At 70.2% G+C, this 22,384-nt stretch carries 9 protein-coding genes; 3 read left to right on the forward strand and 6 right to left on the reverse strand.

The genetic code is table 11. The annotated features are described in order from the left end of the window. Positions 1-277 precede the first annotated feature (277 nt). The 6 genes from M8J73_RS28585 to M8J73_RS28610 form a co-directional block, all read right to left on the reverse strand. Positions 278-7,156 carry a polymorphic toxin-type HINT domain-containing protein gene (locus tag M8J73_RS28585; RefSeq protein ID WP_079054636.1) on the reverse strand — a complete coding sequence of 2,293 codons (6,879 nt, stop codon included), beginning with the start codon at positions 7,154-7,156 and terminating at the stop codon, positions 278-280. 130 nt (positions 7,157-7,286) lie between these two features. Continuing rightward, positions 7,287-11,717 (reverse strand): LamG-like jellyroll fold domain-containing protein, encoded by a 4,431-nt coding sequence (locus tag M8J73_RS28590; protein ID WP_055536761.1) that lies wholly within the window; start codon positions 11,715-11,717, stop codon positions 7,287-7,289. A 241-nt stretch (positions 11,718-11,958) separates the two neighbouring features. Next, positions 11,959-13,251 carry a hypothetical protein gene (locus M8J73_RS28595; protein ID WP_055536762.1) on the reverse strand — a complete coding sequence of 431 codons (1,293 nt, stop codon included), beginning with the start codon at positions 13,249-13,251 and terminating at the stop codon, positions 11,959-11,961. A gap of 78 nt (positions 13,252-13,329) precedes the next feature. After that, positions 13,330-14,604, reverse strand: a complete 1,275-nt coding sequence (locus M8J73_RS28600) for an MFS transporter (protein WP_055536763.1) — start codon at positions 14,602-14,604, stop codon at positions 13,330-13,332. A 290-nt stretch (positions 14,605-14,894) separates the two neighbouring features. Then, positions 14,895-15,983 carry a methyltransferase gene (locus M8J73_RS28605; RefSeq protein ID WP_055536764.1) on the reverse strand — a complete coding sequence of 363 codons (1,089 nt, stop codon included), beginning with the start codon at positions 15,981-15,983 and terminating at the stop codon, positions 14,895-14,897. Positions 15,984-16,096: 113 nt separating this feature from the next. Next, positions 16,097-17,365 (reverse strand): B12-binding domain-containing radical SAM protein, encoded by a 1,269-nt coding sequence (locus M8J73_RS28610; protein WP_055537028.1) that lies wholly within the window; start codon positions 17,363-17,365, stop codon positions 16,097-16,099. Between the two features lie 979 nt (positions 17,366-18,344). On the opposite strand from M8J73_RS28610, the gene M8J73_RS28615 reads away from it, so the two are divergent. The 3 genes from M8J73_RS28615 to M8J73_RS28625 are packed head-to-tail and all read left to right on the forward strand — an operon-like array spanning position 18,345 to position 22,383. Beyond that, positions 18,345-20,012: an NAD-binding protein gene (locus tag M8J73_RS28615; protein ID WP_055537027.1), complete on the forward strand. Its 1,668-nt coding sequence runs from the start codon at positions 18,345-18,347 to the stop codon at positions 20,010-20,012. Next, a complete protein-coding gene (locus tag M8J73_RS28620) occupies positions 20,009-21,103 on the forward strand; it encodes a Gfo/Idh/MocA family oxidoreductase (protein ID WP_055537026.1) in 1,095 nt (364 codons plus the stop codon). The genes M8J73_RS28615 and M8J73_RS28620 overlap by 4 nt, the downstream gene beginning before the upstream one ends. Then, complete coding sequence (locus M8J73_RS28625) at positions 21,100-22,383, forward strand: B12-binding domain-containing radical SAM protein (protein WP_240500946.1); 1,284 nt, start codon at positions 21,100-21,102, stop codon at positions 22,381-22,383. Before M8J73_RS28620 ends, M8J73_RS28625 begins: the two co-directional genes overlap by 4 nt. The last annotated feature ends 1 nt before the right edge of the window (position 22,384 follow it).

Raw genomic sequence — 22,384 nt, forward strand, 5'->3', positions numbered from 1 at the left:
CAACTGAATGCACAGCGGCTCAGAATCATTCCCTGACGGGTTCGATCTGCTCCCAATCCGTGGGAGTTCCCGGGCCCTGGTAGGGCTGGACATATTGATAGAGCGTTCCGTCCGGGGGCCCCTCGGGCGCTGCGTCACCGAGCCACACGGCATCGCATTCGTGGCAGACCCAGAGGCGACGTCCGTCGCCAGTGAATCGAAACGCTGAAACGCGACCCACGTTGCAGGCATTGCACAGAATCACGGATTGCATCCCCTCAAGGCGATTAGGAGCGACCTATACCGGGTGCGCCGTGACGATCCTACTCGAACCCTCTTCGGTAATTATCTTGACGGAAGTCTGCCCCTGTGTACCGACCGGTCTGCCCATAGGGACGATGTACTCGTCTCGTCCATTGACGGTGAGTGGCTTTCCCCTGAGCAGCCAGGCTTCATCAATGGTGTGCAAGAGATCGCGGCCGTGGCTGTTGAACTGGGTGTGAGTCACCTTCGAGGGGTCGGTCACCCCCCGATTCCCGTGTTTCAGTACGTGCCTCAGGCGGTGCCCATCGACAGAACCACGGTTGTAGATCAGACCCGCGGGCGACAACATCGATCCGTTTCCGAGCGGAGTCATGTTGAGCGGGCAGCTGCTGTTGTGAACGAGGACCGGAGTCTCACCCGCCAGCACGAAGAACGTGTGCAGCCCCGCCACCGTGAGGTTGTACGTGCGGGCCCGCTTCGTGAAGGAGCGGTTGGCCGTCACGATGACCGTGTCGCCGGTGTCGGTGAGCAGGGTCATGCCCGCGGCGAGGTCGCCCGCCTCGATCCAGTCACCCTCCGACGGGGACCAGAACGGGTGCTCGTGGGTCGCCGTGAGCTTCTCGACGCCTTCTTCGGTGGCGATCGACAGCTCGTTGAAGTGCTTGTCGTCCTCCGTGACGATCAGGCGGGTCACCTTCCGCGGGCCGGACTCGCCGGTCTCGGGATCGGTGGCCATGACCTCGTCGCCGAGCTCGATGTCCTCGATGTCCTCGGTGGTTCCGTCGGCCATGAGGACGTCCGTGCCGGCCAGGAAACACTTGCAGCCGCCCAGCGACCTGGTGACCCTTCCGCCCTTGCCGCCACCGAACGCCATGGCGATCAGGCCCTCGATGACCTTGCCGCGCTCCCACGCCTCCGCGTCGTCGACGCACTTGGAGGCGTTGTCGAGGCAGTAGGTCGCGGCGATCCGCTTGGCCTTGGTGTAGTCGGCGTCGGTGAGCTTGCGGCCCAGCCCCGTCAGGTAGTTGTTCGCCTTGAGGCAGGCCAGCCGGCCGAAGCACGCCTGACCGTGGCTGCCGTCGTCCTGGATGATCGGCGTGCTCCAGTAGTCGCCGTCCGGTGCGCGACCGCTCGGCGAGTACTCCGAGAACCAGGCGTCGAGGTTGTCCTGGTCGGACGTGGTCGGCGCGTGCTGCGAGATCCACACGCTGTCGTCGTTGCTGCTCTTCTTCGTGGTGCTCTTCGTAGTGGTCTTGGACGCGCCCTCGTACCCGTCCGCCGTCGGCCAGCCCTTGCCGTCGTTGCAGCTGTCGCACCACAGGCCGGTCGGGTCCGAGAACGTCACCGGGTTGTTGTTGCTGTAGGTGTAGCCGTGCATCTGCTGCGCGTCGGTCAGGTCCATCACCGGGTCGACGCTGATGAAACGGCCGATCGACGGGTCGTACTCACGGGCCCCGATGTGCGTGAGGCCGGTGACCTTGGTGTCGTCGGTGCCGCCGACGAAGCCCTTGGTGCCGGGCCAGTTCGCCGGCTGGTTGCCGCGGGGGCCGCCGAACGGCAGGGTGCGGCGCTGGGTGAGCTGCTGAGTGGCCGTGTCGACGGCCAGCTGGGACGTGCCGTGGTGGTCGGCCAGGGTGATCGAGACGCTGCCGTCGTCCTTCTGGACGCCCTGGTGGCCGCCGCCGAGGTCGAAGTAGCGGGTGGCCTTGGCCGTGGAGGAGCCCTTGGCCAGGGTGATCTCGGTGGAGCCGAGGTAGAGCGTGGTCTCGGTGGGGGTGCGGCCGATCAGGCGGTTGCCCTCGGTGTCGTAGAGGTACTCCGTGACCTTGCTGCCGCCGCCCTCGACGGGCTCGGTCACCTTGGCGAGATGGCCCTCGGCGTCCCAGATGAGGGTCTGGGTGTCGCCGTTCAGCGTGCGGGTCTCGGTGTTGCCGGTCTCGTCGTAGCCGTAGCTGTCCTTCGCCGTGCCCGTCGCGTCGGTCGTGACGACCGACTTCAGGGTGTGGGGCTGCGCGGCGCCCGGGTCCGGGTAGTCGTAGGCCCTCTTGGTGTCCTTGGCCGTGTCTCCGGTGGTGTCGTGGATCGTCTCGTGCTGCCGGTTGCCCACCTTGTCGTAGGTGTAGGAGTGCCAGTACGGGGCGGGGCCGCCGAGGACACCCGCGCTGGGCGCGGTCGCGCAGCCGGTGGCGGACTGCGCCCACGCCTCGGTCATGCGCCGCAGGTAGTCGTAGGTGAAGCACTGGGTGTCGGTGCCGGAGCGGGAGACGTCCGACACGGACAGCACGTTGCCCGCCTCGTCGTAGCGGAAGGTGTTGTGCTGGTCGACGCCCGCGACGTCCTCACGGTCCACCCGGGAGGTGGCCAGGCGTTGGGTGCCCCACTCGTAGGTGTTGGTCGCCCAGATCTTCTTGCCGCCGCTGTTCGACAGCCCGTACTGCAGCGGCTTACCCGTGAGGCTGTAGCTGGTGGTGGACTTCAGGCCCTGGCTGCCGTCGACGCCGGTCAGGCGCTGGGTCTCGTCCTCGTAGGTGAAGGCCACCGTCGCCGCCGGCAGGGAGCCGGCCTTCGGGTAGCCGACGCCCTGCACCGTGCCCGACACGTTGTACGTCGTCGAGGAGAGGTAGGTGCCCTGGAGGGCGCCCTCGGAGGCCGGGACGGTGACGGAGGTGCGCAGCGGACGGTACAGGCGGTCGTAGGCGACGACCTTGGTGCTGTAGGCGTTACCACCGCTGTAGCGGATGGACTCCGCGAGCTGCCCCTTGGCGCCGCTGACCGTGTCGTACACCCACTTGGCGCGCAGGGCGCCACCGGAGGAGCCCTCGCGGATCTCGGTGCGGCGGCCGAGGTTGTCGTAGCCGTACCAGAGGGCGGGGGACTCGGCGTCGGGGCGGGCGTCGTCGGTCGTGGTGATCCGGCCCCGGTCGTCGTACGCGCTGAAGGTGGTGCCCTTGTCCGGGTCGACTGCCTTGGTCTGCCGGCCCAGCAGGTCGTACTGGTACTCCCACGTGTTGCCGGCCGGGTCGGTGACCTTCTCCAGCTTGCCGCCAGCCGTGTAGCCGTACTTGGTGGTGTCGTACGCGGCGGTCGCGCTGCGGCTGTGGTGTCGGCGCAGCTCGGACAGCCGGCCGCGGGCGTCGGTGACCTGGGTGGTGGCGATGCCTCCGACGGGCGGGACGACCGTGGTGCGGTCGCCGCCGTACAGGGTCTTCGTGACGCCGAGGACCGCTCCGCCGTCACCGTTCCCGGCGAGCTGCTTCATCTCGGTCTGCCGTCCCAGACCGTCGTAGGCGTACCGGTTCTGCGTCTCCACGCTGAGCGCGTTCTCGGGCTTGAACAGGGTGGTGGACGGTGCGACGTCCGCGTAGTAGCTCGCGAACTCCTTGCTGACCAGGCCTCGTTCGTCGTAGAAGGTGTCGGCCAGCAGGCTCCCGCCGTCCGGGCCGGGTTCCTGGGTCTGACGCCGGCGGAGGAAGCCGTCGTACAGGACGTAGGAGGTGCGCTGCGCTCCGCCGTTGCCGAGCGTCTTGGTGCCGACCGCGGCCGGCTTGCCGTCGGCGATGGTGTACGTGAACTCGAAGGACGGCGTCTGGCCGGTGCTCCGGTCGGCCAGCCACACCTTGGAGGAGCGGCCCAGCGCGTCGTAGGCGAGGTGGGTGACCTTGGTGTTGGTGTCGGTCTGGGTCAGCGGCTGACCGCGGAGGATGTCGTACGTGGTCGTCGAGGAGAGCGCCGTGGTCGCGTCACCCGCGGTGGCCGGCGGCGAGGTCACCTTCGTGCTGGTGGCGAACCCGGTGGCCGGCGAGTAGGCGGTCGTGGTCGTACGGCCGTCGCCGCGGGCCGTACGGGTGAGGACCCCGGTGGCGGTGACCTTCACGTCGGCGGTCAGGTCCGTGCTGGTCAGCGGGCGGGCGTAGGAGTCGAAGGTGGCCCCGGACTCCAGGTAGACCGCGGTGGTGCCGTCGTACTTCTTCAGTACGGCGGTCGCGGTCAGATCGCCCTTGGTGGGGGCCGCGCCGTAGGTGCCGCCGTCGTAGGCGGAGCGCACGTCGGAGATGACGTCGGCGGGACGGCTGACCGTCGCGCCACAGGACTTGGCGACCGTCTCCACGCGGGAGGGGAAGTTCAGGATGTTGTCGGTGGTGTTGGTGGCGTAGGTGGTGGTCGTGCAGGTGTTGTCGGTGGCCGTGGCGTTGTCGCCGCTGTCGTCGACCTGCGTGACGCGGCCCGCCGCGGTGTCGTGGGTGGTGGCGAGGGAGGTGGTCCGCCAGGAGGCGCCGGCACCGTCGTCGAGCGAGGTGAAGGTCTTGGTGTGGCCGGTGCCGGTGAGGTTGGCCGTCACCGTGCCCCAGTCGCGGGTCTTCTTCGCCGTCTCGTGGTGCCAGGGGCGGTTGACCGTCTTGGCCAGGACCTTGCCGCCCGGACCCGAGAAGGCCACGGTCTTGTAGGCGAAGCCGGCCGCCGACTCGTGGTCGGTGATCGGGTCGCCCTCGCCCTCGCCGAGGGAGACGCTCACGGACCTGGTGCCGCCGGAGCGGTCCTTGCGGTCGCCGTCCATACCGCGCAGGAAGTACGTGTCCTCCTGCGTCCTCATCGCGGAGGCGCCGCCCTGGCCGCCGGTCTGGACGCGGACATGCCCGTAACCGCGCCACTGCGACCAGGTCTTGTGCTTCTCCTTGGTCAGCCCGTCGTCATCGTCGAAGTGCCAGGCCGCGCCGTCCTTGTAGTCGTAGGTGATGACCTGGTCGGGGGAGCCGCCCGTGCGGTCGGTCGCGGTGACGGAGTCGACCACGTACTTGTTGAACCACTGCAGTTCGGGATCGGCGGTGGAACTGCCGCCGATGTACTGCGGGAAGCAGCGGGTGGTGTTGGTCTGCGGTGTGGGCAGCGCGGCCGCGTCACAGACCGGCGCCGAGTAGTTCACGTCGGTCTGGCCGCCGGACTCGTCGGCGATCGTGGACAGCCGGGACTTGATGAAGGGGGCGTAGCCGTCGCCGGTCCTGTCGAGGCGGTTGGCGAGCTGCTTGTAGGCGAAGGTGGTCTTCGGCAGGGTGATCGCCGGGGTGGCGGTGTGACCCGTGCGCTGGATGGAGTCGAGCAGCAGCTGGTAGTCGGTGTCGGCCATGCCCCAGCGGTGCGTCAGCTTCCAGGAGTCGACGTCCTTGTAGGCGCTGCCGTCGTAGACCTGGGTGGCGACCTGCGTGAGCCGCTTGCGGGTGAAGTACACCGGGGAGTACCGGCCCGCGTCGCAGTCGGTGCCCGCGTCGCAGTTCAGGTCCCAGGGGGTGTCGTACCAGTAGGCGGCGTCGTTGGCGATGGAGTCGCAGTTGGTCCGCGCGTCCGGGATGCAGCGCTCGCTGTTGGTGAAGTCGGCCTTGGCCAGTGCCTTCGCCGAGTACATGGCATTGGACTTCAGTCCGTACTCGATGCGGTCGAGCGTGCCGCCGCGTACGTAGCGGGTGTCGTCGGCGGCCTTCAGGTTGCGGCCGTAGGAGTTGGTCTCCTTGTCGTAGTAGTACGCGACCGCGTTGCCGCGCGCGTCGACGACGTAGTCGAGGTTCCAGCGCCAGCCCTGCTGGCACCAGGACGCGGCGAACGTGGAGGCGTGGCAGGGCTCGTCGGCGTTGTTGCCGAAGACCGGCACCGTCCACGTCGAGTCCGTGGTCTCCTTGCCGTCCGCCCACCCCGGCAGACGGTTGTAGCCGAAGTAGTAGCGGGTGCCGTCCGGGGCGGTGACCCGCCAGTACTCGTCGTTGCGTGCGCCATTGCCGCGCACGTTGTCGGCGGCCCCGTAGATCCGGGCGACCCTCGTCCCGTCGTCCTTCTTCAGCTTCCAGGAGTTGGTGCCGTCGGGGACCAGCTCACCGGCCTTGCCGTTGAAGTTGAGGAAGGCGTTGTCGTAGGCCCAGCACAGATCGCCCGGCTTGCCACCGTCGGCGTTCTCCGCGCCGTCGTCGTCGCACTGCTTGTAGCGCCGCTCGATGTAGCCGGGCCACAGGTCGAAGCCGTCGCCGAGCCATGACGCCTGGTTGTTGGTGTTCCCGGTGCGCCCGTCGACGGAGGCGGAGGAGTACGTCATCCCGACGTTGGGCTTCAGGCCGCCGGGCACCTCGGGGACGGCCATCTCGTAGGACCAGGTGAAGTCACCGGTGTTGAGGTTGGTGTTCCAGGCCGCGGAGGGGGAGAGCGGGCTGGCCTTGTAGTCGCTGCCCACGCTCTTGGTGTCCGCCACGGCGGCGAAGACGGTGGGGACGCCGGAGCTGACGGCGACCGACTTCGCGGTCAGCGTCTGCTTGTCGGCGTTGTTGACGGTCGTCACCGGCCGCGTCGTACGGCACTGCTTCTTCTGCGGCGTCGTCAGGGCGCAGGCGGGGAGTTCGACGAGGGTCAGGCGGGAGGCGTAGCCGCCGCCGTAGAGGCCGGCGAAGGAGGAGTAGTCGAGTCCGGCGCGGACCTTTCCTTCGCGCGTCTCGCCGTTCTGGCGGGGTGTCAGGGTGAAGACGGGCCCGTCCACACCGGTCTTGCGCGCGGCCTTCCTGGACAGGACCCGGACGGTGTAGGTACCGTCCGCGGCGTCCTTGGCCCTGGTGCCCCGGGTGTCCAGGGTGAGGGGGGTGCCCTTGACGCGGGTGGTGTCCTCTTGCAGGGTCACCGTCGCGGCGGTGGCCTTCGGCCAGGCGGTGGCCGGGGCCTCGGCGGGGGTACGGGGACCCTTCATGACCTTGCGGGGCACCGCCTTGCCCGCCGGGCCCCCGGCGACCGGCTTCTCCGCCTTCGGCAGCGCGGGCTTCTGCCACGCCTGGGCGACCGCGGGAGCACCCGCCGCCTGAATGAGGGTGCCCGTCAGCACCGCGGCCGTGGCCAGGGCCACCTGGCGCCACGGCCTGCCTGTTCTCCTGCGTGGTCTGGTAGTCATGCGCGTCTGTTTCTCCCGTTGGGTGCTCCGCGGGCAGGACAGGGCCATGCGGGGCGGAGCGAGAAAAGTAGAGGGCGGAACGGGGCCGGCCGTGTGCGACGGCGGGCCCCGTTCCAGACGATCGGGCCGGTCAGTCGCCGCTGGGAACGGCGGTCTCCACGCCCGGCATGCCGACAGCGAGGTGATCGATCTGCGTCTCGGTCAGCGCGCCCTGGAAGACCCAGACGTCGGAGAGCGAGCCGGGGAAGTACTGACCCGACGTGGTGCCCGTCGTGTCCCGGCCGAGCTGCAGTGTCTTCGCGGCCTTGTACGTCAGTACGTCGTCGGCCCACGAGACGACGTCGGCGCAGCCCGCGTCGTCCTGCACGCCGTCGTCGTCGGCGTCGGCGCAGGCGGTCTCCTGGAGTTCACCGTTGACGTAGAGGCGGATCTCCTTGGAGAACCCGTCGTAGACCAGTGCCAGATGGTTCCAGTCGGTGGGGCTGTAGAACATGCCGTTGCCGACGTCGGAGACCGCGGCGGTGTCGCTGTCGGAGTCGGCCATGGAGATCCGCCAACGGCCCGGATCGGTCGCCGGGGTGGCGCCCGGTTCGTAGCGCACCGCGAACGCGCTCTTCCTGGCTCCCGGAGCGCTGACCACGGTGACGGGGCCGGTCGGGGTCGCGGCCGCCTGGACGTAGGCGCTGACGGTGAAACTGGCGCCGGTGTCGACCGGGACGACGGGCGCCGCCGCGTAGTCGTTGGTGCCGTCGAGGGTGACGGCACCGTCGACCCAGCCCGAGCCCGTCTGGGCACCGTTGTAGAGGGTCATGGCGTTGGCGGAGGCCGAGGCGTCCGGCGACGTCGGCGGCGTACCGGCGGCCGTCTCGAACTTCCAGCGGCCCTTGACCACCGCGCGCTGCTTGAACAGCTGCTGCACCTCACCGGCGGACACCGGACGGTCGAAGAGCCGTACGTCGTCGATCTGGCCGGGGAAGAACGAGGTGGGCTTGCGCTCGAACGCGCTGGCACCGATCTGCACCGAGCCGCCGGCGTACCAGGTGGTGGTCGTGGCGGTGGTGCCGGCCAGGGTGCCGTTGACGTACAGCGAGAGCTTGTCGGCCACGGTGTCCTGGACACCGACCAGGTGCGTCCACTCACCGCCGTACGCGGTCGTGCCCGTGGGCTGCATCGCCCTCACCACGGTGGAGTCGGCGGTGTCGGCGCTGTGCTGGTTGAACACCCAGCGGTCGGAGGAACTGGAGTAGTAGAGCTCCGGACCCGTCACCGTGGCGCCGATCTGCGAGGCGACCGTGGCGGCGTGGTTCGGCTTGGTCTTCGGCAACTTCACCCAGGCGGAGATGGCGTAGCTGTACGACGTGTTGATGTGCGGGCCGCTGGTGACGGCGTAGTCGTCCGTGCCGTCCAGGGTGAGCGCGTTGCCGTCCACTCCTGCCCCGCCGGTGGTCGCCCCTCCCTTGAGGACCGCGGGGTTCACATCGGCCCGGCCGCTCAGCGCGGTGGCGTCGGCGGCGTCGTCCATGGAGAAGGCCGCTCGGGCGGGACGGCCCGCGCCGATCGAGTTCGAGGTGTAGAGGTCCGACACCTCGGCCGCAGACAGCGGCTTCTCGTAGGTCCTCACCTCGTCGATGACACCGGGGAAGAACGAGGTCACCGCGCCGTTGAGGAAGCTGCCGCCGATCATCATGCCGCGCCGCGCGTTCCACGCCTTGGTGTACGCCGTGGTCCCGGCCAGCGTTCCGTTGACGAACAGCTTCAGCTGCTGCTCACCGGCGGCGTACACACCGACCAGGTGGGTCCACTCCCCGGCCTTGGCCCCGCCCGCGGCGGGCTGCATGACCCGGACGGGACTGGCGCTGGTGCTGTCCGAGCTGTACTGGTTGAACACCCAGCGGTCGTACCCCTTGGAGTAGTACAGCTCGAAGCCGGGCGCGTTGTTGCCTCGCTGGGAGGCGACGACCGCTCCCCCGGAGGGCAATGACGAGAGCTTCACCCACGCCGACACCGAGAAGCTCACATCGGTGTTGATGGTGGCGATGTCGGTGGCGGCGTAGTCGTCGACACCGTCGAACTGCACCGCCTTGCCGATCTTGCCGTCCACGTTCCGTGTCGGGCCGCCGTACAGCGTCGCGGGCTGCTCGGGTGCGCTGCCCGCCGCCTGGGTGGCACCGGCCGCCTCGTCCATCGACCAGTTGGCGCGTTCCAGCTGTCCCGCCTTGACGCGGAACTGGTAGGTGCGGATCTCGGAGCCGTTGCCGGCGGCGTCGAACGAGCGTGCGGTGAAGGTGTTCAGACCGGGCTTGAGCGGCAGGACGGGGACGGTCCTGGCGGCGCCGCCCGAGGTGGTGACCGTGTTGGCGGCGACCGGGTCGCCGTTGACGCCGTACCAGTACTTCGTCACGTCGGAGACGGCGCCGGTGATCACGAAGTTGCCGTACTGGCCCACTCCGTCGTACCAGGGGTCCTCGGGGTCCTCCGGGTTGGAGGCCGGGTAGATGGCGGAGGAGATGCTCGGTGCCTTCGGCACGCTCGTGTCGTACACGAAGTAGCAGGAGGTCGCGTCACCCGTGTACGACCAGGGCGAGTACTGGGCACCGTCGTAGGACTGGACGTACCAGTTGACCGTCTTGTTGGCGGGGATGGCGGTCGGCAGGTTGATCACGAAGTCCGAGCCGGACTTCTTCGCCTTCGTCAGCCCCGACCTCCAGCGGGTGATGGCGCCCTTGCCGTCGCCGGTGTCCCAGCTCGCCCGGAACTCCACTTTGATGTCGTCCCCGTCGGGGTCGGTGACGTCGTTCGCGCGGATCGTGCCCAGGCTGCGCACGCGCGGGGCGTTCTCGGGCTTCTTGCACGTACCGCCGTACTCCATGACGAGCTGCGACATCTTCACCTGCGGCGGCGGCCGGTTGTACTGCACCCGCAGGAAGGCGTCGTCCGAGAACCGCTTCCAGCCGTAGGCGTCGGACTCGCTCGCCGCCTTCATGCCGAAGGTCATCGTCGACCACTTCTTGTCCGCCGCCTGCTGGATCGCGGACTTCACGTTGAACTCGGCGTCCTTGGCGGCGCAGCCCGTGAACCCGTAGGCGAACGACTCGGTCTTGAGATGGTCGATCCAGAAGCCGGACGCGTTCTGGGAGTTCCAGGTCGTCGACGAGGAGATGTCCTTGGTGCGCCACAGCTCCACACTCCGGTCGGAGCAGGACGCCGACCATGTGTTGCGGACCACGAACTCGGCCTCCAGCACGCTCCGGCCCGCGAACTTCGAGGTCGGGATGCGGTAGAAGAGCCGCTTGGTGTCGTGCGGGGCGCAGTAGGCCCAGTTGCAGTACCCGAGGCCCGCGTCCGACTCGCCGTTGAACTTCCACTGCGGTGACGACGCCCAGTACTTGGAGGCCATCGTCCACGCGGACGCCTTCGGGGAGTAGAACTGGGGGTCGATGAAGACGGGGTACACCGTGTCCTTGCCCCGGAGCACGTCCCGGTCGGGCGTCAGCACCAGGGCGTCCTGCGCGGTGGGCACGTCCACACCGACCGCGGCCACGTTCGCGGACTCGGCGGCGACGGCCTCCGGGGCGTCCCCGCCGTCGTCGGCGGCCGGGGCGACGGTGGCCGCGGGGCTGGTGGTGGCGGCAGGGCCGGCCGTGGTGGCCGCGGCACGCCGCCCGGAGAACGACGACACCTTCGAGGCGCCCTGGTCGGCGGAGCGCGTCGCGGACTGCTCCCCGGCGTCGGGTGCCTTGTCGGCGGGTGCCTTGTCGCTGGAGTCCCACATCACCGGGCGAGGGGCCTCGAAGACCGCGCTTCCGGCCCCCTTGTCGATCGCGGCCAGGCCACCGGTCCTGGTCTCCTCGACCCGCATGCCGTCGGCGTCCAGCTTCAGACGGAGTTCGTTCAGGTCGCTGTTGGCCGCGGCCTCGGCCGACTTGACGACCAGAAGCTGGGTGAAACCGTCCTGCTGCGCCGTCATCCGCAGATCGACGTCGGGCAGCACGTCCGGATAGGTGACGGTGTTTCCGCTCAACTTCGGGGCAGGCAACTTCTCCGGCCAGCTCAACGCCAGTTCGCGGCCGTTCTTCGTCATCCGTACGAGCGGGTCGGAACCCCCGCCCGAGAACGTCAGCCCGACGGTGGTGGCCTTGGGCGCGACCGTTCCGTCCGTGCCGCGCGTCAGCGTGGTGTCGATGTCCCGCCACTCGCCATCTACGCGCGTCCGCACCGGACGCAGATGTTCGCGGGCCTCCAGGTTGCCCTCCGGCGTCGCGAACACTTCGCTGCTCTCACCGCGCAGTGAGACGATCTCCACCGGCTTGCCCGTACGCGCAGCCTTGGCCAGCGCCTTGGTGTCCTCACCCGCTGCGGCTTCCCCGGTCTCGTCGACGACCCCCGCGGCCTTGGCCCCCTTGCCGGGCTTGCCGGCCTTACCGGCCTTGACGGCCGACGCGTCGGCGCGCCCGCCGGCCACGGCCATGGCATCACCAGCGGTACTCGCCACCAGCGTCAAGGCCGCGGCGAGCACCACGCCGGCTGTGCGCAGCCGACGTCTTCCCCCGTACGTATTCATATGTGAGTTCCCCCGCGAAGCGGTACTGAACCGCGACTGGTCGTGTGCGGTCGATCGATGAAACCGCAACATACGAGCATCGACAGCCCACTTACCAGGGACTCACACGGGGGCAAATCCCACGAGTGAACCCAATCATCTGAAGCTGCAGAGTGAAGAACTTCACGTTTACTTCGCGATCTGCCCGCTATCGATCAGTTTTCTCCCCATCACGCCCACGACTCGCCTGCCCCGCCGCTACTCACCAGAACTGCCGGAGGTTGAAGCTTCTCAAGGAGATGTTGCTCGGAGGTTCGGTCGAACTCCTGGCGTAGAGCAGCGGCATCGCTTTCTGGGGCGAGCCGTACGCGGCGCTCCATGCGAGCCACTGGTACGCGTCCCATCCCCGCTCCATACCGATTCCCACGCCGTCTTTGCTCAAGGTGGTCAGGGCCAGGCGATGGTGGAAGGCGACGTGGTAACGGGCCCGGACCTCCAGGGGGCGCCGCTCGTACCGGTCGAACCAGCACAGCGCCGACGCGCCCCGCTCACTGGGATGTCCGCCGTTCTTGTGCAGCCTGAGCAGATGGTCGAGGTCGTGGCGTTCGTTCCGCATGAACCGCCGCATCGTCCCCATGGCCGCCTCGACCGCCGAGTGCAGTGTCTGCCCGCTGCTCCAGTGCGGTTCGGCGGGCGGACCGGACCAGTCCGGGCCGAAGACCTCGTCCATGTCACGCTCGACCAGGTCGCTGAAGGGATCGAGCGGTGTGAACCGGAATTCCGTGCTCGAGACGGCGTTGTGGCGCGCCAGCGCCGCCCGTAGGTCGTCCGCGTGCTGATCGAGGATGCGGAGCAGATGCTCCACCCGTCCCTCGTTCGCGTAGTGCAGGAAGACCAGGGAGTTCACCGTACTGGCGGCCCGGTCGGTCGCCGTCTGCTGGGAAACGTTGACCCTCCGCTTCCTGGCGAGCGAGTTGTCCATCAGCGCACTGACGAACGCCATCATGCGGGCCGTGCCCGGACCGCTGACGTGCTCGGGAAGCACCGGGTCGGTCACACCGGCCCGATGTGCGCACAGTCCGATCTCCACGTCGAGGGCGGGCCTGTCCTCGAGCAGCGTCGAGAGGAAACGCGCGCCTTCCCGATAGCGGTTCGACTCCGGGTTGAACGTCTCGCTCTGCCGGGTGAAGCGGAAGCCGGCGATCATCGTGGGGACCAACGCCAACATGCGCGACACGCTGAGGGCACCGCGGTCGGCCCTGGGCAGCCGGTCCAGTAGCTCTCTCGCCTTGATGATCTCCTGACGTGCGGCGAGCTGACCGCTGCCGGCGTAGATCATCGCTGCGATCGCAGCCTCCCACCGGCGTGGCCGCTTGAGCGCCAGTGGATGGATTCCCGCGATCTCGTCCGGGGAAGGAAGCCGCGTGTCAACCGACTCGGCGTCCTTACGGATGCCGCACAGCACCGCTATCTCTCGCACGTCGATCTTCGATCCGTTGTAGCGGCTGAGCGCCTGCGACCTCGAATAGTCCCAAAACGTTATGTCGTCGGACATCACTTCGTTCTTCCTGCAGTTCGTCTCGTTCGGATGCCTGTCGTCCGCGACAGATCCCGCCGCGCTGGTCAGGCGCCTTCAGTCGCCGGGTCCGATCCCGTCCTGGCGGACCTGGCCGACGGCACGGCGAACGGCGGCCAGTGCGGCGGTGGCCGCCGCCGCGCTGGTGGCCAGGAGGGCCCACGGCCACCAGGGACCCAGCGTCAGCGCCCCGGTCAGGACCAGCGGGGCGATCGCTGAGCCGACCCCCCAGGACAGCTGGTGCAGGCCCAGGTGCCGGCCGGGTACGTCCTCGGGGGCCATGCGGACGGCCACGACGTCGCTGGTGGGGGCGTGCATCAGTTCCGCCGCGGTGAACACCAGTACCGCGACCGCGAGCAGCGGCAGTACCGCCGTGCGCGGCAGCCCGCTCGCCGTGCCGAACAGCACGGCCGCCGCGGACCACAGCACGGCCGCCCATTGAAGGACGCGCAGGTACTCGCGCCGTTCCAGGCACCGCACCGCCAGGGCCTGACCGGCCGTCACCAGCACGGTGTTCAGCGCGAACACGGCGCCGACGACCCAGGAGGGCTGGTGCAGCCACCGCACGACATACAGCGGTACGAGCACGGGAAGCGCCGCCGAGACCAGGACGAGCAGCGTGTTGGCCGCCACCATGGTGACGTACGCGCGGTCGGGCCGGGGCCGGGCCGGGCGGGGCCTCAGAACCGCCGGAGCCGAGCCCGGGGACGGGGTCCGGACCACTGTCGGCAGCAGGGCGATCAGGACCGTGGCGAGGGCGTAGCTCACCGCGTTGCCCGCCATGACCAGCCGCAGCCCGGTCGGGCCGAGCCCGGCCAGGAAGCCCGCCGCGAGCCCGCCGACCGCCATCCCGACGTTCCGCAAGGTGCGTTCGAGGCCGTACCAGCGGAGCAGCTCATCGGGTCGGCAGCGGCGGGTCAGGAACGCCCGGTTGGCCGGCCAGAACAGGTTGTCGCCCAGCGCCGCGAGGGTGGCCAGGAGCAGCACCGCCTGCCACGAGTCGGTCGTCATGTAGCCGAGAAACGCCGTCGCGCGCAGCACATGGGCACTTTGGACGAGCCGACGTGGGCCCCACCGGTCCATGAGCGGCCCGGACAGCGGCCCCGCGGCCAGGGCGGTGACCCCCGCCACTGTCAGCAGCGTGCCGGCGGTCGCCGCCGTCATTCGGCCCTGGCCGGTCAGGTAGAGGAGCAGGAACGGCACGGCCAGGCCGCTGCCCGTGCTGTCGACCAGCACGGCGGCCAGCAGCAGCCGCTGACCACCCAGCCGGGGCAGACCGAGCGCCGTGCTCAGCCGGCCCGGCCGCGGCGGCGCCGACGGTGCCGCGCTCATCGCGGCGCGAACCGCCGTCGGCACAGCGGGTCGGCCGACGGCAGTTCGCGCCCTCGCCCGGGCCGTATCGCCTCGTCGACCCGGCCGGTGTGGCGACGGGAACGGAAGGACCGGTGTGTCCCGTGCGCGCCGCGCACCGCGCCGTCGGCGGCGGAATCGCGGGGGGTGCGCACACGTGCCTCCGTGTCGGGGCGGGCATCAGCGAGCGGGTGGGTTCTCACGGTGTCTTCCGATCTCTGGGGCCGGGGCGGAGCCGCGCGGGCGGGACCCGCGCGGCCGGCGGCGGGGCGTCACTTCGTGCCGATCACCATGTGGTCCGGCCCGTCGAGGTGACGTACGGTCACCTCGCGGAATCCCGCCTCCGTGAGCCAGGACGTGGCTTCGGCCCCGGTGTAGCCAAGCCCCCCGGCGGAGGCCAGGGAAACGTTGAGGCTGGTCAGCATGCCCGTGGTGTGCTTCCTGCGGTCGTCGTCGATCAACATCTCGTAGATGAGCAGGGAGCCCGACGGGGGAAGCGCCTCGTACGCCTTGCGGATCAGCATCTTCTTGATGTCGAGGTTCCAGTCGTGCAGGACATGGCCCATCACGATGACGTCGGCGGAGGGCAGCGGTTCATGGAAGAAGTCACCGGCCACGAACCGCGCCCGATCGGCGGCGGGCGAGTCGCCCAGGTAGGCCGCGAAGCTGTCGGCCACCTGCGGCAGGTCGAAGCCGATGCCGTCGAGGTGCTCGTGCGCGGTCAGGATGTGCGCCAGGAAGGCGCCCTCCGCGCAGCCCACGTCCACCACCGAGCGCACCGCTGACCAGTCGAACCTCGTGGTCAGCGCCAGGTGCGCACCGAGGCTGAACCCGGTCATGGACCGGACGAAACCGGTGACCTGCTCCGGGGTGGAGTACGCCTCGCCGAAGGTGTCGGCCGTGGGGTCGCCCTCCAGCAGAACTCCGCCGCGCACGGTCTCACGCCCGCCGTCGGCCGCCGCGGCCAGCGCCTCGTTGCGGTTCAGCCGGCCACCGCTGCGCACCGCGGCGGACAGCTGGGACCAGGCCGGGAAAGCGGAGTTGAGGTACTCCAGGTAGCCGGTGATGTCGGTGGCGGGGCGCTGAGGGTTCAGATAGGTGTCGGCGAGCGGGGTGTTCTGGTAGACGCCCTCGGCCGAGCGGTCCAACAGGCCGACGGAGACCAGCGCGTCGAGAAGGTCCGGTGCGCCGCGGCCCTTCAGGGAGAGGTCGGCGCGGAGTTCGTCGGCGGTGCGCGGCTTCTCCGCGAGCGCGGCGAAGACCTTGAGTTCGACGGCGCTCAGGAGCGCCTTGGAGGTCCAGAAGGCGGTGGCGAGGGAGATGATGTCGTGCGGCGAGTGGGGGCGGGTGTGCTCGTTCACGGTGCGTTCCTCTGTGTGTGCCGGACAGCCGGGTAGGCGTGGGCTCGGGGTGGGTGCCGTCGCGTCGTCGGCGGGCGCCGGGTGGGGGCGGTGGTCTGCTGGGCGCGGGCGGGTCACAGCGCGGCCATGGCGTTGCCGATGTAGTTGGGGAGCCGTACCAGCCGGTCCCAGAGTTCGTTCAGGTCCACGGGGTAGCTCTCCCGGTAGCGGCGGGTCACGCTCTCCACCTCGGACCAGGTGCTCGGCATCCTGCCGTCGTTGTAACGGGGCGCCAGCTGCTCGTACAGCGTGGTGCCGGGGCGCAGGAAGAGCTGGTTCAGCCCGAAATAGCCGGGCAGTTTCGTGGCCCAGTCCAGCAACTCGCCGTTCTGGCAGGCGGGGTCGTCGGGCAGGCCGAGGAGGACGAAGGCGAACGGGGTGATCCCGACGTCCTGCAACCTGCGTACCGCCGCGTCGGTCACGCCGGGCTTGACCCGCTTCCCGACCGGCGTCTCGGCGATGCCCGGAGACTCGGCTCCGAGCCACATGCCCTTGCAGCCGGCCCGCGCCCACTGCTCCACATCCGTGCGCAGCACCACCTCGGCCCGGCTCTGGCCGGTCCAGCCGAGGCCCTGTCCGGTCAGGTCCTGGCACAGGTCCTTGTAGAAGGTGGGGTGGAGGCCGAAGACGTAGTCGAGGAAGAAGACGAAGTCGACGCCGCGTTCCCGCATGGCCGCGATCTCGGCGAGGGTGCGCTCGACGGGCTGTGGGCGCATACGGGTGCCGAAGGGCAGATGACAGAAGGTGCAGCCGTACGTGCAACCCCGCACCCCCAGAACCATGCCGCACGAGCCGCGGCGCACCCGCCCGTCCATGAACACCTCGGCGGTGTAGGAGGTCAGGTCGAACAGGTCGTAGGCGGGCAGCGGCCACTGCTCGGGGGCGAGTTGCGGATAGGTGTCCACCAGCGGCATCACCGGCAGCGCGGGGCGGCCGGCGGCCAGGTCGCGTACGGCCTGGATGGCGGCGGAGTCCACCTCGCCCCGGGCGACGAAGTCGGCGCCCAGTTCGGCGCGGGTGGCCTCGGGCAGATGGGTGGCGTGCGGTCCGCAGGCGAGCACGGTCGCCCCCGGCCACTGTCGGCGGCTGCTCTCCACGAGCTCCCTGACCGGGTGCAGTACGAGGGGATAGCACTGGGCGCGGTCGGCGATGGCAGTGACGACGACCACGATGTCGGGGTCCGGGCCGGTGTCGGGCGGAGTGTCGGTGAGACGCCTGTCCCACACGGACACGCCGATGCCCTCGGCGCGCAGGGCAGCGCAGGCGTTGGCCACGTCGAGGGGGAGCTGAAGGAAGTCACGCTCGAATTCGTCGTCGGGGATGGCAAAACAGACGTGGGTCATGGGGACTCCCGGGCAAAATCATGGGCGCGGGCGGGCAGCGGCCTGGGACGGGGGCACGGGACGGGGCCCGGTCGCCGCCGGCTTTGCCGCGGTCGCACCAGGGGGTGCGGAGGGAGGAAGGCGGGAGCGGTGGTGCGTACCGGCGCTCCGGTGTACGCGGACGGGTGACCGGAACGTGCGCGGCGAGGAAGCACCCGTCGGGTCGCGGTGCTCGCCCCGGCAGCCGGCCAGGGGGCGAAACGCCCGTCGGCCGATGTGCTCACCGCCGTCGACGGGGGCGCACTGGACGTGTCAAGCGCCGCACCATCATCTCGAACCTCTTCTCGTCGTCGTGGATCAGGCCGTCGGTCATGGGTGACCGGCACACGGGGGAGGGCCGGCTGGTGCCCCTTTCCGCGGGGCGGGCGCTGTGCGAGGACGGGATGTGGGAGCCCCGGCCGCACCCGGGCCGCCTCCTCACCGCGAGCCTACGAAGATCATCCTGGGCTTCCCCAGCCCCTACGGCCCCTACGAACCCCTATCGCGCACTGGGCGAGAGCCGACGCGGCCGTTCAGCGGCGAACCGGGCCGAGGGCACGGAGGCGAGTGCGAGGGTCTCTGAGAAGAGCCCGTCCGTGCGCCCCGCTGCCCGTCGGCGGAGCGCCCCGAAGTGCGACGTGCGCCCCCCTTTGGCGATCCTCCGGCGCACGTCGGCGTACCCCCAAGCGTGCGGCCGGCTGGTAGGGGGTCGTAGGGGCCATAGGGGCTGGGGCAGCGGCTGATGATCTTCATAGGCTCGCGGATGCGAGATGGCTCTTGTGCGGCCCGGCCGGCTTCGGACAGCTCTTCCGGCCTCCGCCCGCGCCCCTGCCGCTGACGGGGTGTCACGGCGCCCGCACACCCCGTCCTCGCACAGCTCCCCACGCCGCGGAAGGGGGCGCCACCTGTCCTTCCCCGGCGTATCGATGCCCCGTCACCACGACGAGAAGAGGTTGAGACGATGGCTTTTGCCGAGAGCGAGTCCCTGGGCGTCGCGGTCGAGGCCGGCACCGCGGCGGATCGCGGCGCCGGCCGGTACGAGATCCTCGACGGCCGTATGACGCCTCAGGACGTCGACGAGACGGTCCGCTCGGTACTCCGCGGAGAGGGAGTGCCACTTCGGGACCTCACGGAACCGGAGCCGGGTGGCCGCCTGATCGACCTGGACGGCACCCTCGTACACCTGCGCAGCCGACAGATCGCGGACGCGGCCCCGGACACCCTTGCCCCCATCGATCCCCCGGTCGGCCGTACCCAGGTGCTGCTCACCGCCGCCGGACCACTGTCCGAAAGGGCCGATGCCGTCTTCGACCGCCTGGTCGAGGCGTTGACCCTGCGCGGCCGGTGCTACACGGCCGCGGAGATCGACTCCATCGTGGAGGGCATGCCGCTGGTCGCCCGCTACGCCACCGAGGAGCCGGCCTTCCGCGACTGGGCACTGATCTTCCGCGACCACTATGTCGAGAACAGCGTCGGCTTCCTGCTCGGCATGGAGCGCGCCGGAATCGACCGGGAGTGGATCTTCGCGCTGAACAAGGGTGACCGCACCCTGCACCGCGACCGCGTCCACGCCTGGTTCCTGCACCGTGGCTACCAGAGCGACACCCTGGACAACTCGGTGATCAACGGCTCGGCCGACACCGCCGCGCGGGCGTACGCCCTGGCAGTCAACGAGCGGGTGGACGACTTCGTCCGCCGTGCACACCAGGCGGGCCGCAAGGTGTTGGTGGTCGACGACGGCGGCCTGCTCGCGCAGGGGTACGGAGCCGACGGCATCCTCGACGAACGCATCGACGGCGCCCTGGAGTTGACCGTCAGCGGGCTGAAGCGCATCGCCGGCGCCCCCGGTGAACTGACCATCCCGGTGCTGAACATGGCGCGGTCGAGGCTGAAGAGCATGCTCGGCTACAACGAGATAGCCGACTCCTGCGTACGCCGGCTGCGTGCCGTCCTGCCCGGCGAGAAGTTCATCGGCCGCCATGTCCTGCTGCTGGGCTACGGCACGCTCGGCGCCCGGGTGGCGCACGCGCTGCGCGCGCTGGGCTGCAGGGTCGCCGTCGTGGACACGGACATCCTGGCGCTGATCACTGCCGCCGAACACGGGTACGAGACCTACACCGGCGCGGCTGAGGCACTGAGCGCCCACGCCCCCTTCCTGATCATCGGCAACACCGGTGAACTCGCCCTCACCCACGCGGATCTGCCGCTGCTGCCCGACGGGGTCCACCTCGCGGGCTTCGCCACCAAGGACTTCAGCCTGCTCAGCGAGGGGTTCGAGGGACTGCGGTCCACGGTGATCCCCCACGTCGGCGTCCGCTACGTCCTGCCCACCGGCACCACGGCCACCCTGCTGGGCGACGGCCGCTCGCTCAACCTCTTCGAGTACGAGGGGATCGCCAACCACGGCTACGACGCCTACCGGGCCGGCACACTGATCGCCGCCAAGACGCTGTGCCGCGAGGCCGGCCGGCTCGGGCCCGGCCTCCATCTGGAACCCGTGGACCGGGCGATCGACGAGGCAGGTCTGTTCTCCGCCTACTACGAGGAGTACCTGGCCTCCGGCACCCGCCGCGCCGCCGCCCCGGCCGACACGGCCGTGCCCGCCGCCCCGGTCCCGGTGACCCGATGACCCCCCGCGCGTTCGGCCCCCATGTGTGTGTGATCGGCTACGGGGCCGCCGGCCGGCTGCACCAACAGTTGTTGAGCGACCTCGGGTTCGACGTGAGCGTGGTCGATCCCGCCCCGGGCGTCCCGCCCACCGCGATCCCGGTCTTCGACCGGGCCGAGCAGGCCGCCCGCCACCGCCCCGTCGACGTCTGGTCGGTGTGCTCGCCGACCGCCACCCACGTGGCGACCGTGGCGGACGTGCTCGCCGTCGACCCCACGGCCCGGCTTCTCGTGGAGAAGCCGCTGTGCCGCACCTGGGAGATCCCCGAGCTGACCGCTCTTCTGGACCACCACCCCGAAGCCCGTCTGGTGGTCATGGACCAGTACCGGCACTCCCAGGCGATGGCTCTGCTGCGCACCCTGCGGCAGGAGCTGGCGCCCCGGGACGAGCTGCGGGCGGTCCGCGTCGGGTTCGGCAAGGACCGGCGGGCCGACATCGCGGCGGGCCGTTTCGTCGACCACGACTACGGCGTCTTCGGCTATGAGTGGCTGCACATGCTGGCCCTGGTGCGCGGCGTACTGCCGTCGGGAACATACGACCGCTACATGTGCACCGGCCCCGAGGAGTGGGGCCTGCGGGTGGCCACCGACCCCGAACTGACCAGCACCGCGGCCCACGAGCGGGCCGTGGCCGACGGCGTGGACATCGAGCTGTACTCCACCATCGTCGGCTCCGACCCGTCGGGGCAGGTCGCCGTTCCCACCTGGTTCAGCCTGCCCGCCGCGGCCGGGGAGAGCCGACAACGCCATGTGGAAGTGCGCACCGGGCCGGTGTGCTTCGAGCTGGACCTGGACCCGGTGACGCTGCCCCGGGGCAGCCGGCTCCCGCGCAACACCCACCGGCTCGTGGTGCGGGGGCCGGAGCTGCGGCGCGAGTGGCTCATCCATGACTCGCCCCTGGACAACGCCCTGCGCTGGTCGGTCGCCGCGCTGCTGTCCCCGGCCGGGCCGCCCGGCCTCGACCTGCGCGGGGTGGCGCGCATCGGCCTGCTCGCCGATACCGCCCACCCCGCTGCCCGGCCCTCCTCGGTCCGCACCGAGCTGCGCACGTGAACCCGCTGCGCCTCTGCCTGGTGGTGCCCGCCGACCCGGTCGACCGGTGCGTCGTCCGGGTCCCGCTGGACGTCCTGGCGGCCGCGGCCGGGCTCCGTGCCGACGGCCACGAGGTCACCGTATGGGACCAGCGCCTTCCGGACACACCCCCGGTCATGGAAGACCCCGACCTGCTGGTGGTCTTCACGGCCGCCGTCGGCCGCGCCCGGCGCTACCCCCTGGACCTGGCACCGGTCCGGGCCGCCACCGACCGTGCCCGGCGGTGGTTCCCGGGCGCCCCCACCATGGCGGTCGGCCCGCACGGCACCCACCTGCCGGGAGCCACTCTGCTCGACCTGGCAGTGGACCACGTCGCGGTCGGCGAGGCCGGCTCGGCGACCGTGCACGGCGTACGCGACCTCGGGGCGGGGATCGCCGCACCCGTCCTCTACGGCGACCTGCCACGGCCCGCCGCACCCGTGACCGTGGTGGGCAACCATCCCCGGCCCTACCCGGACCTCGACCAGGACCGGTGGCCGATGCCCGCGTACGACCTGGTGCCCCTGGAGCGGTACACGGCGGAGGTGGTCGTGGACGGCGTACCGCGGCCGGGGCCGGCGGGCACGGTGCTGGCCACGCACGACGACACGTGCGGCCATCCCCCGTTCGGTGCCGTGCCTCGGACCCGGTCGGTCGACCGGGTCGTCGCCGAGGTAGCGGCACAGCGGGCTGCCGGTCTGCCGTCCCAGTCCTTCCTGGACTCGGTCTTCGGTATCGACACGTCGTACTACGGGATGATCTGCGAACGGCTGCGCGGCCAGGGCATCGACTGGGTGGCCCGGACGAGCACCGAGGCCGTGCTGAGGACCGACGTCACCCGGTGGGCCGAGGCGGGCTGCCGGGGCATGTGGCTGCGGGCCGAGCCGCCCTCGGGGGACGACGCCGGGCAGCCGTTCCGGGACGCGGTGCTGAAGCTGCGCGACGCGGGTATCACCCCGTTCGCCTCCGTGCTGATCGGGCTGCCGGGCGACGCGGTCCACGTGCCGGACCGGCTGGTCGACTGGGCGGCGGAACTCCCCGCCCGGTTCGCGCTCGACCTGGTTTCCCCGCGTCCCGGTACACCCCTGTACTCCAGGCTCGCCCCGGGCCTCAACGGCGGTACTCCGCCCGCGACCTGGCAGGAGGTCAGGCACGTGACCCGGCGGTACCGGGCGGAGTACCCGGCCGACCTGGATGACCTGGAGCGTCGGCTCACCGCGCTCCCCAACCACCTGGCCGACGCCACGGCCCTGACTGGATGAG

The sequence above is a fragment of the Streptomyces neyagawaensis genome (genome assembly GCF_023516595.1).
Taxonomy (GTDB): Bacteria; Actinomycetota; Actinomycetes; order Streptomycetales; family Streptomycetaceae; genus Streptomyces; species Streptomyces neyagawaensis.

Coding starts and splice junctions, on each gene's coding strand:
- M8J73_RS28620 (WP_055537026.1), top strand. CDS start 20,009: ATGACCCCCCGCGCGTTCGGCCCCCATGTGTGTGTGATCGGCTACGGG.
- M8J73_RS28585 (WP_079054636.1), bottom strand. CDS start 7,156: ATGACTACCAGACCACGCAGGAGAACAGGCAGGCCGTGGCGCCAGGTG.
- M8J73_RS28600 (WP_055536763.1), bottom strand. CDS start 14,604: ATGAGCGCGGCACCGTCGGCGCCGCCGCGGCCGGGCCGGCTGAGCACG.
- M8J73_RS28615 (WP_055537027.1), top strand. CDS start 18,345: ATGGCTTTTGCCGAGAGCGAGTCCCTGGGCGTCGCGGTCGAGGCCGGC.
- M8J73_RS28610 (WP_055537028.1), bottom strand. CDS start 17,365: ATGACCCACGTCTGTTTTGCCATCCCCGACGACGAATTCGAGCGTGAC.
- M8J73_RS28590 (WP_055536761.1), bottom strand. CDS start 11,717: ATGAATACGTACGGGGGAAGACGTCGGCTGCGCACAGCCGGCGTGGTG.
- M8J73_RS28595 (WP_055536762.1), bottom strand. CDS start 13,251: ATGTCCGACGACATAACGTTTTGGGACTATTCGAGGTCGCAGGCGCTC.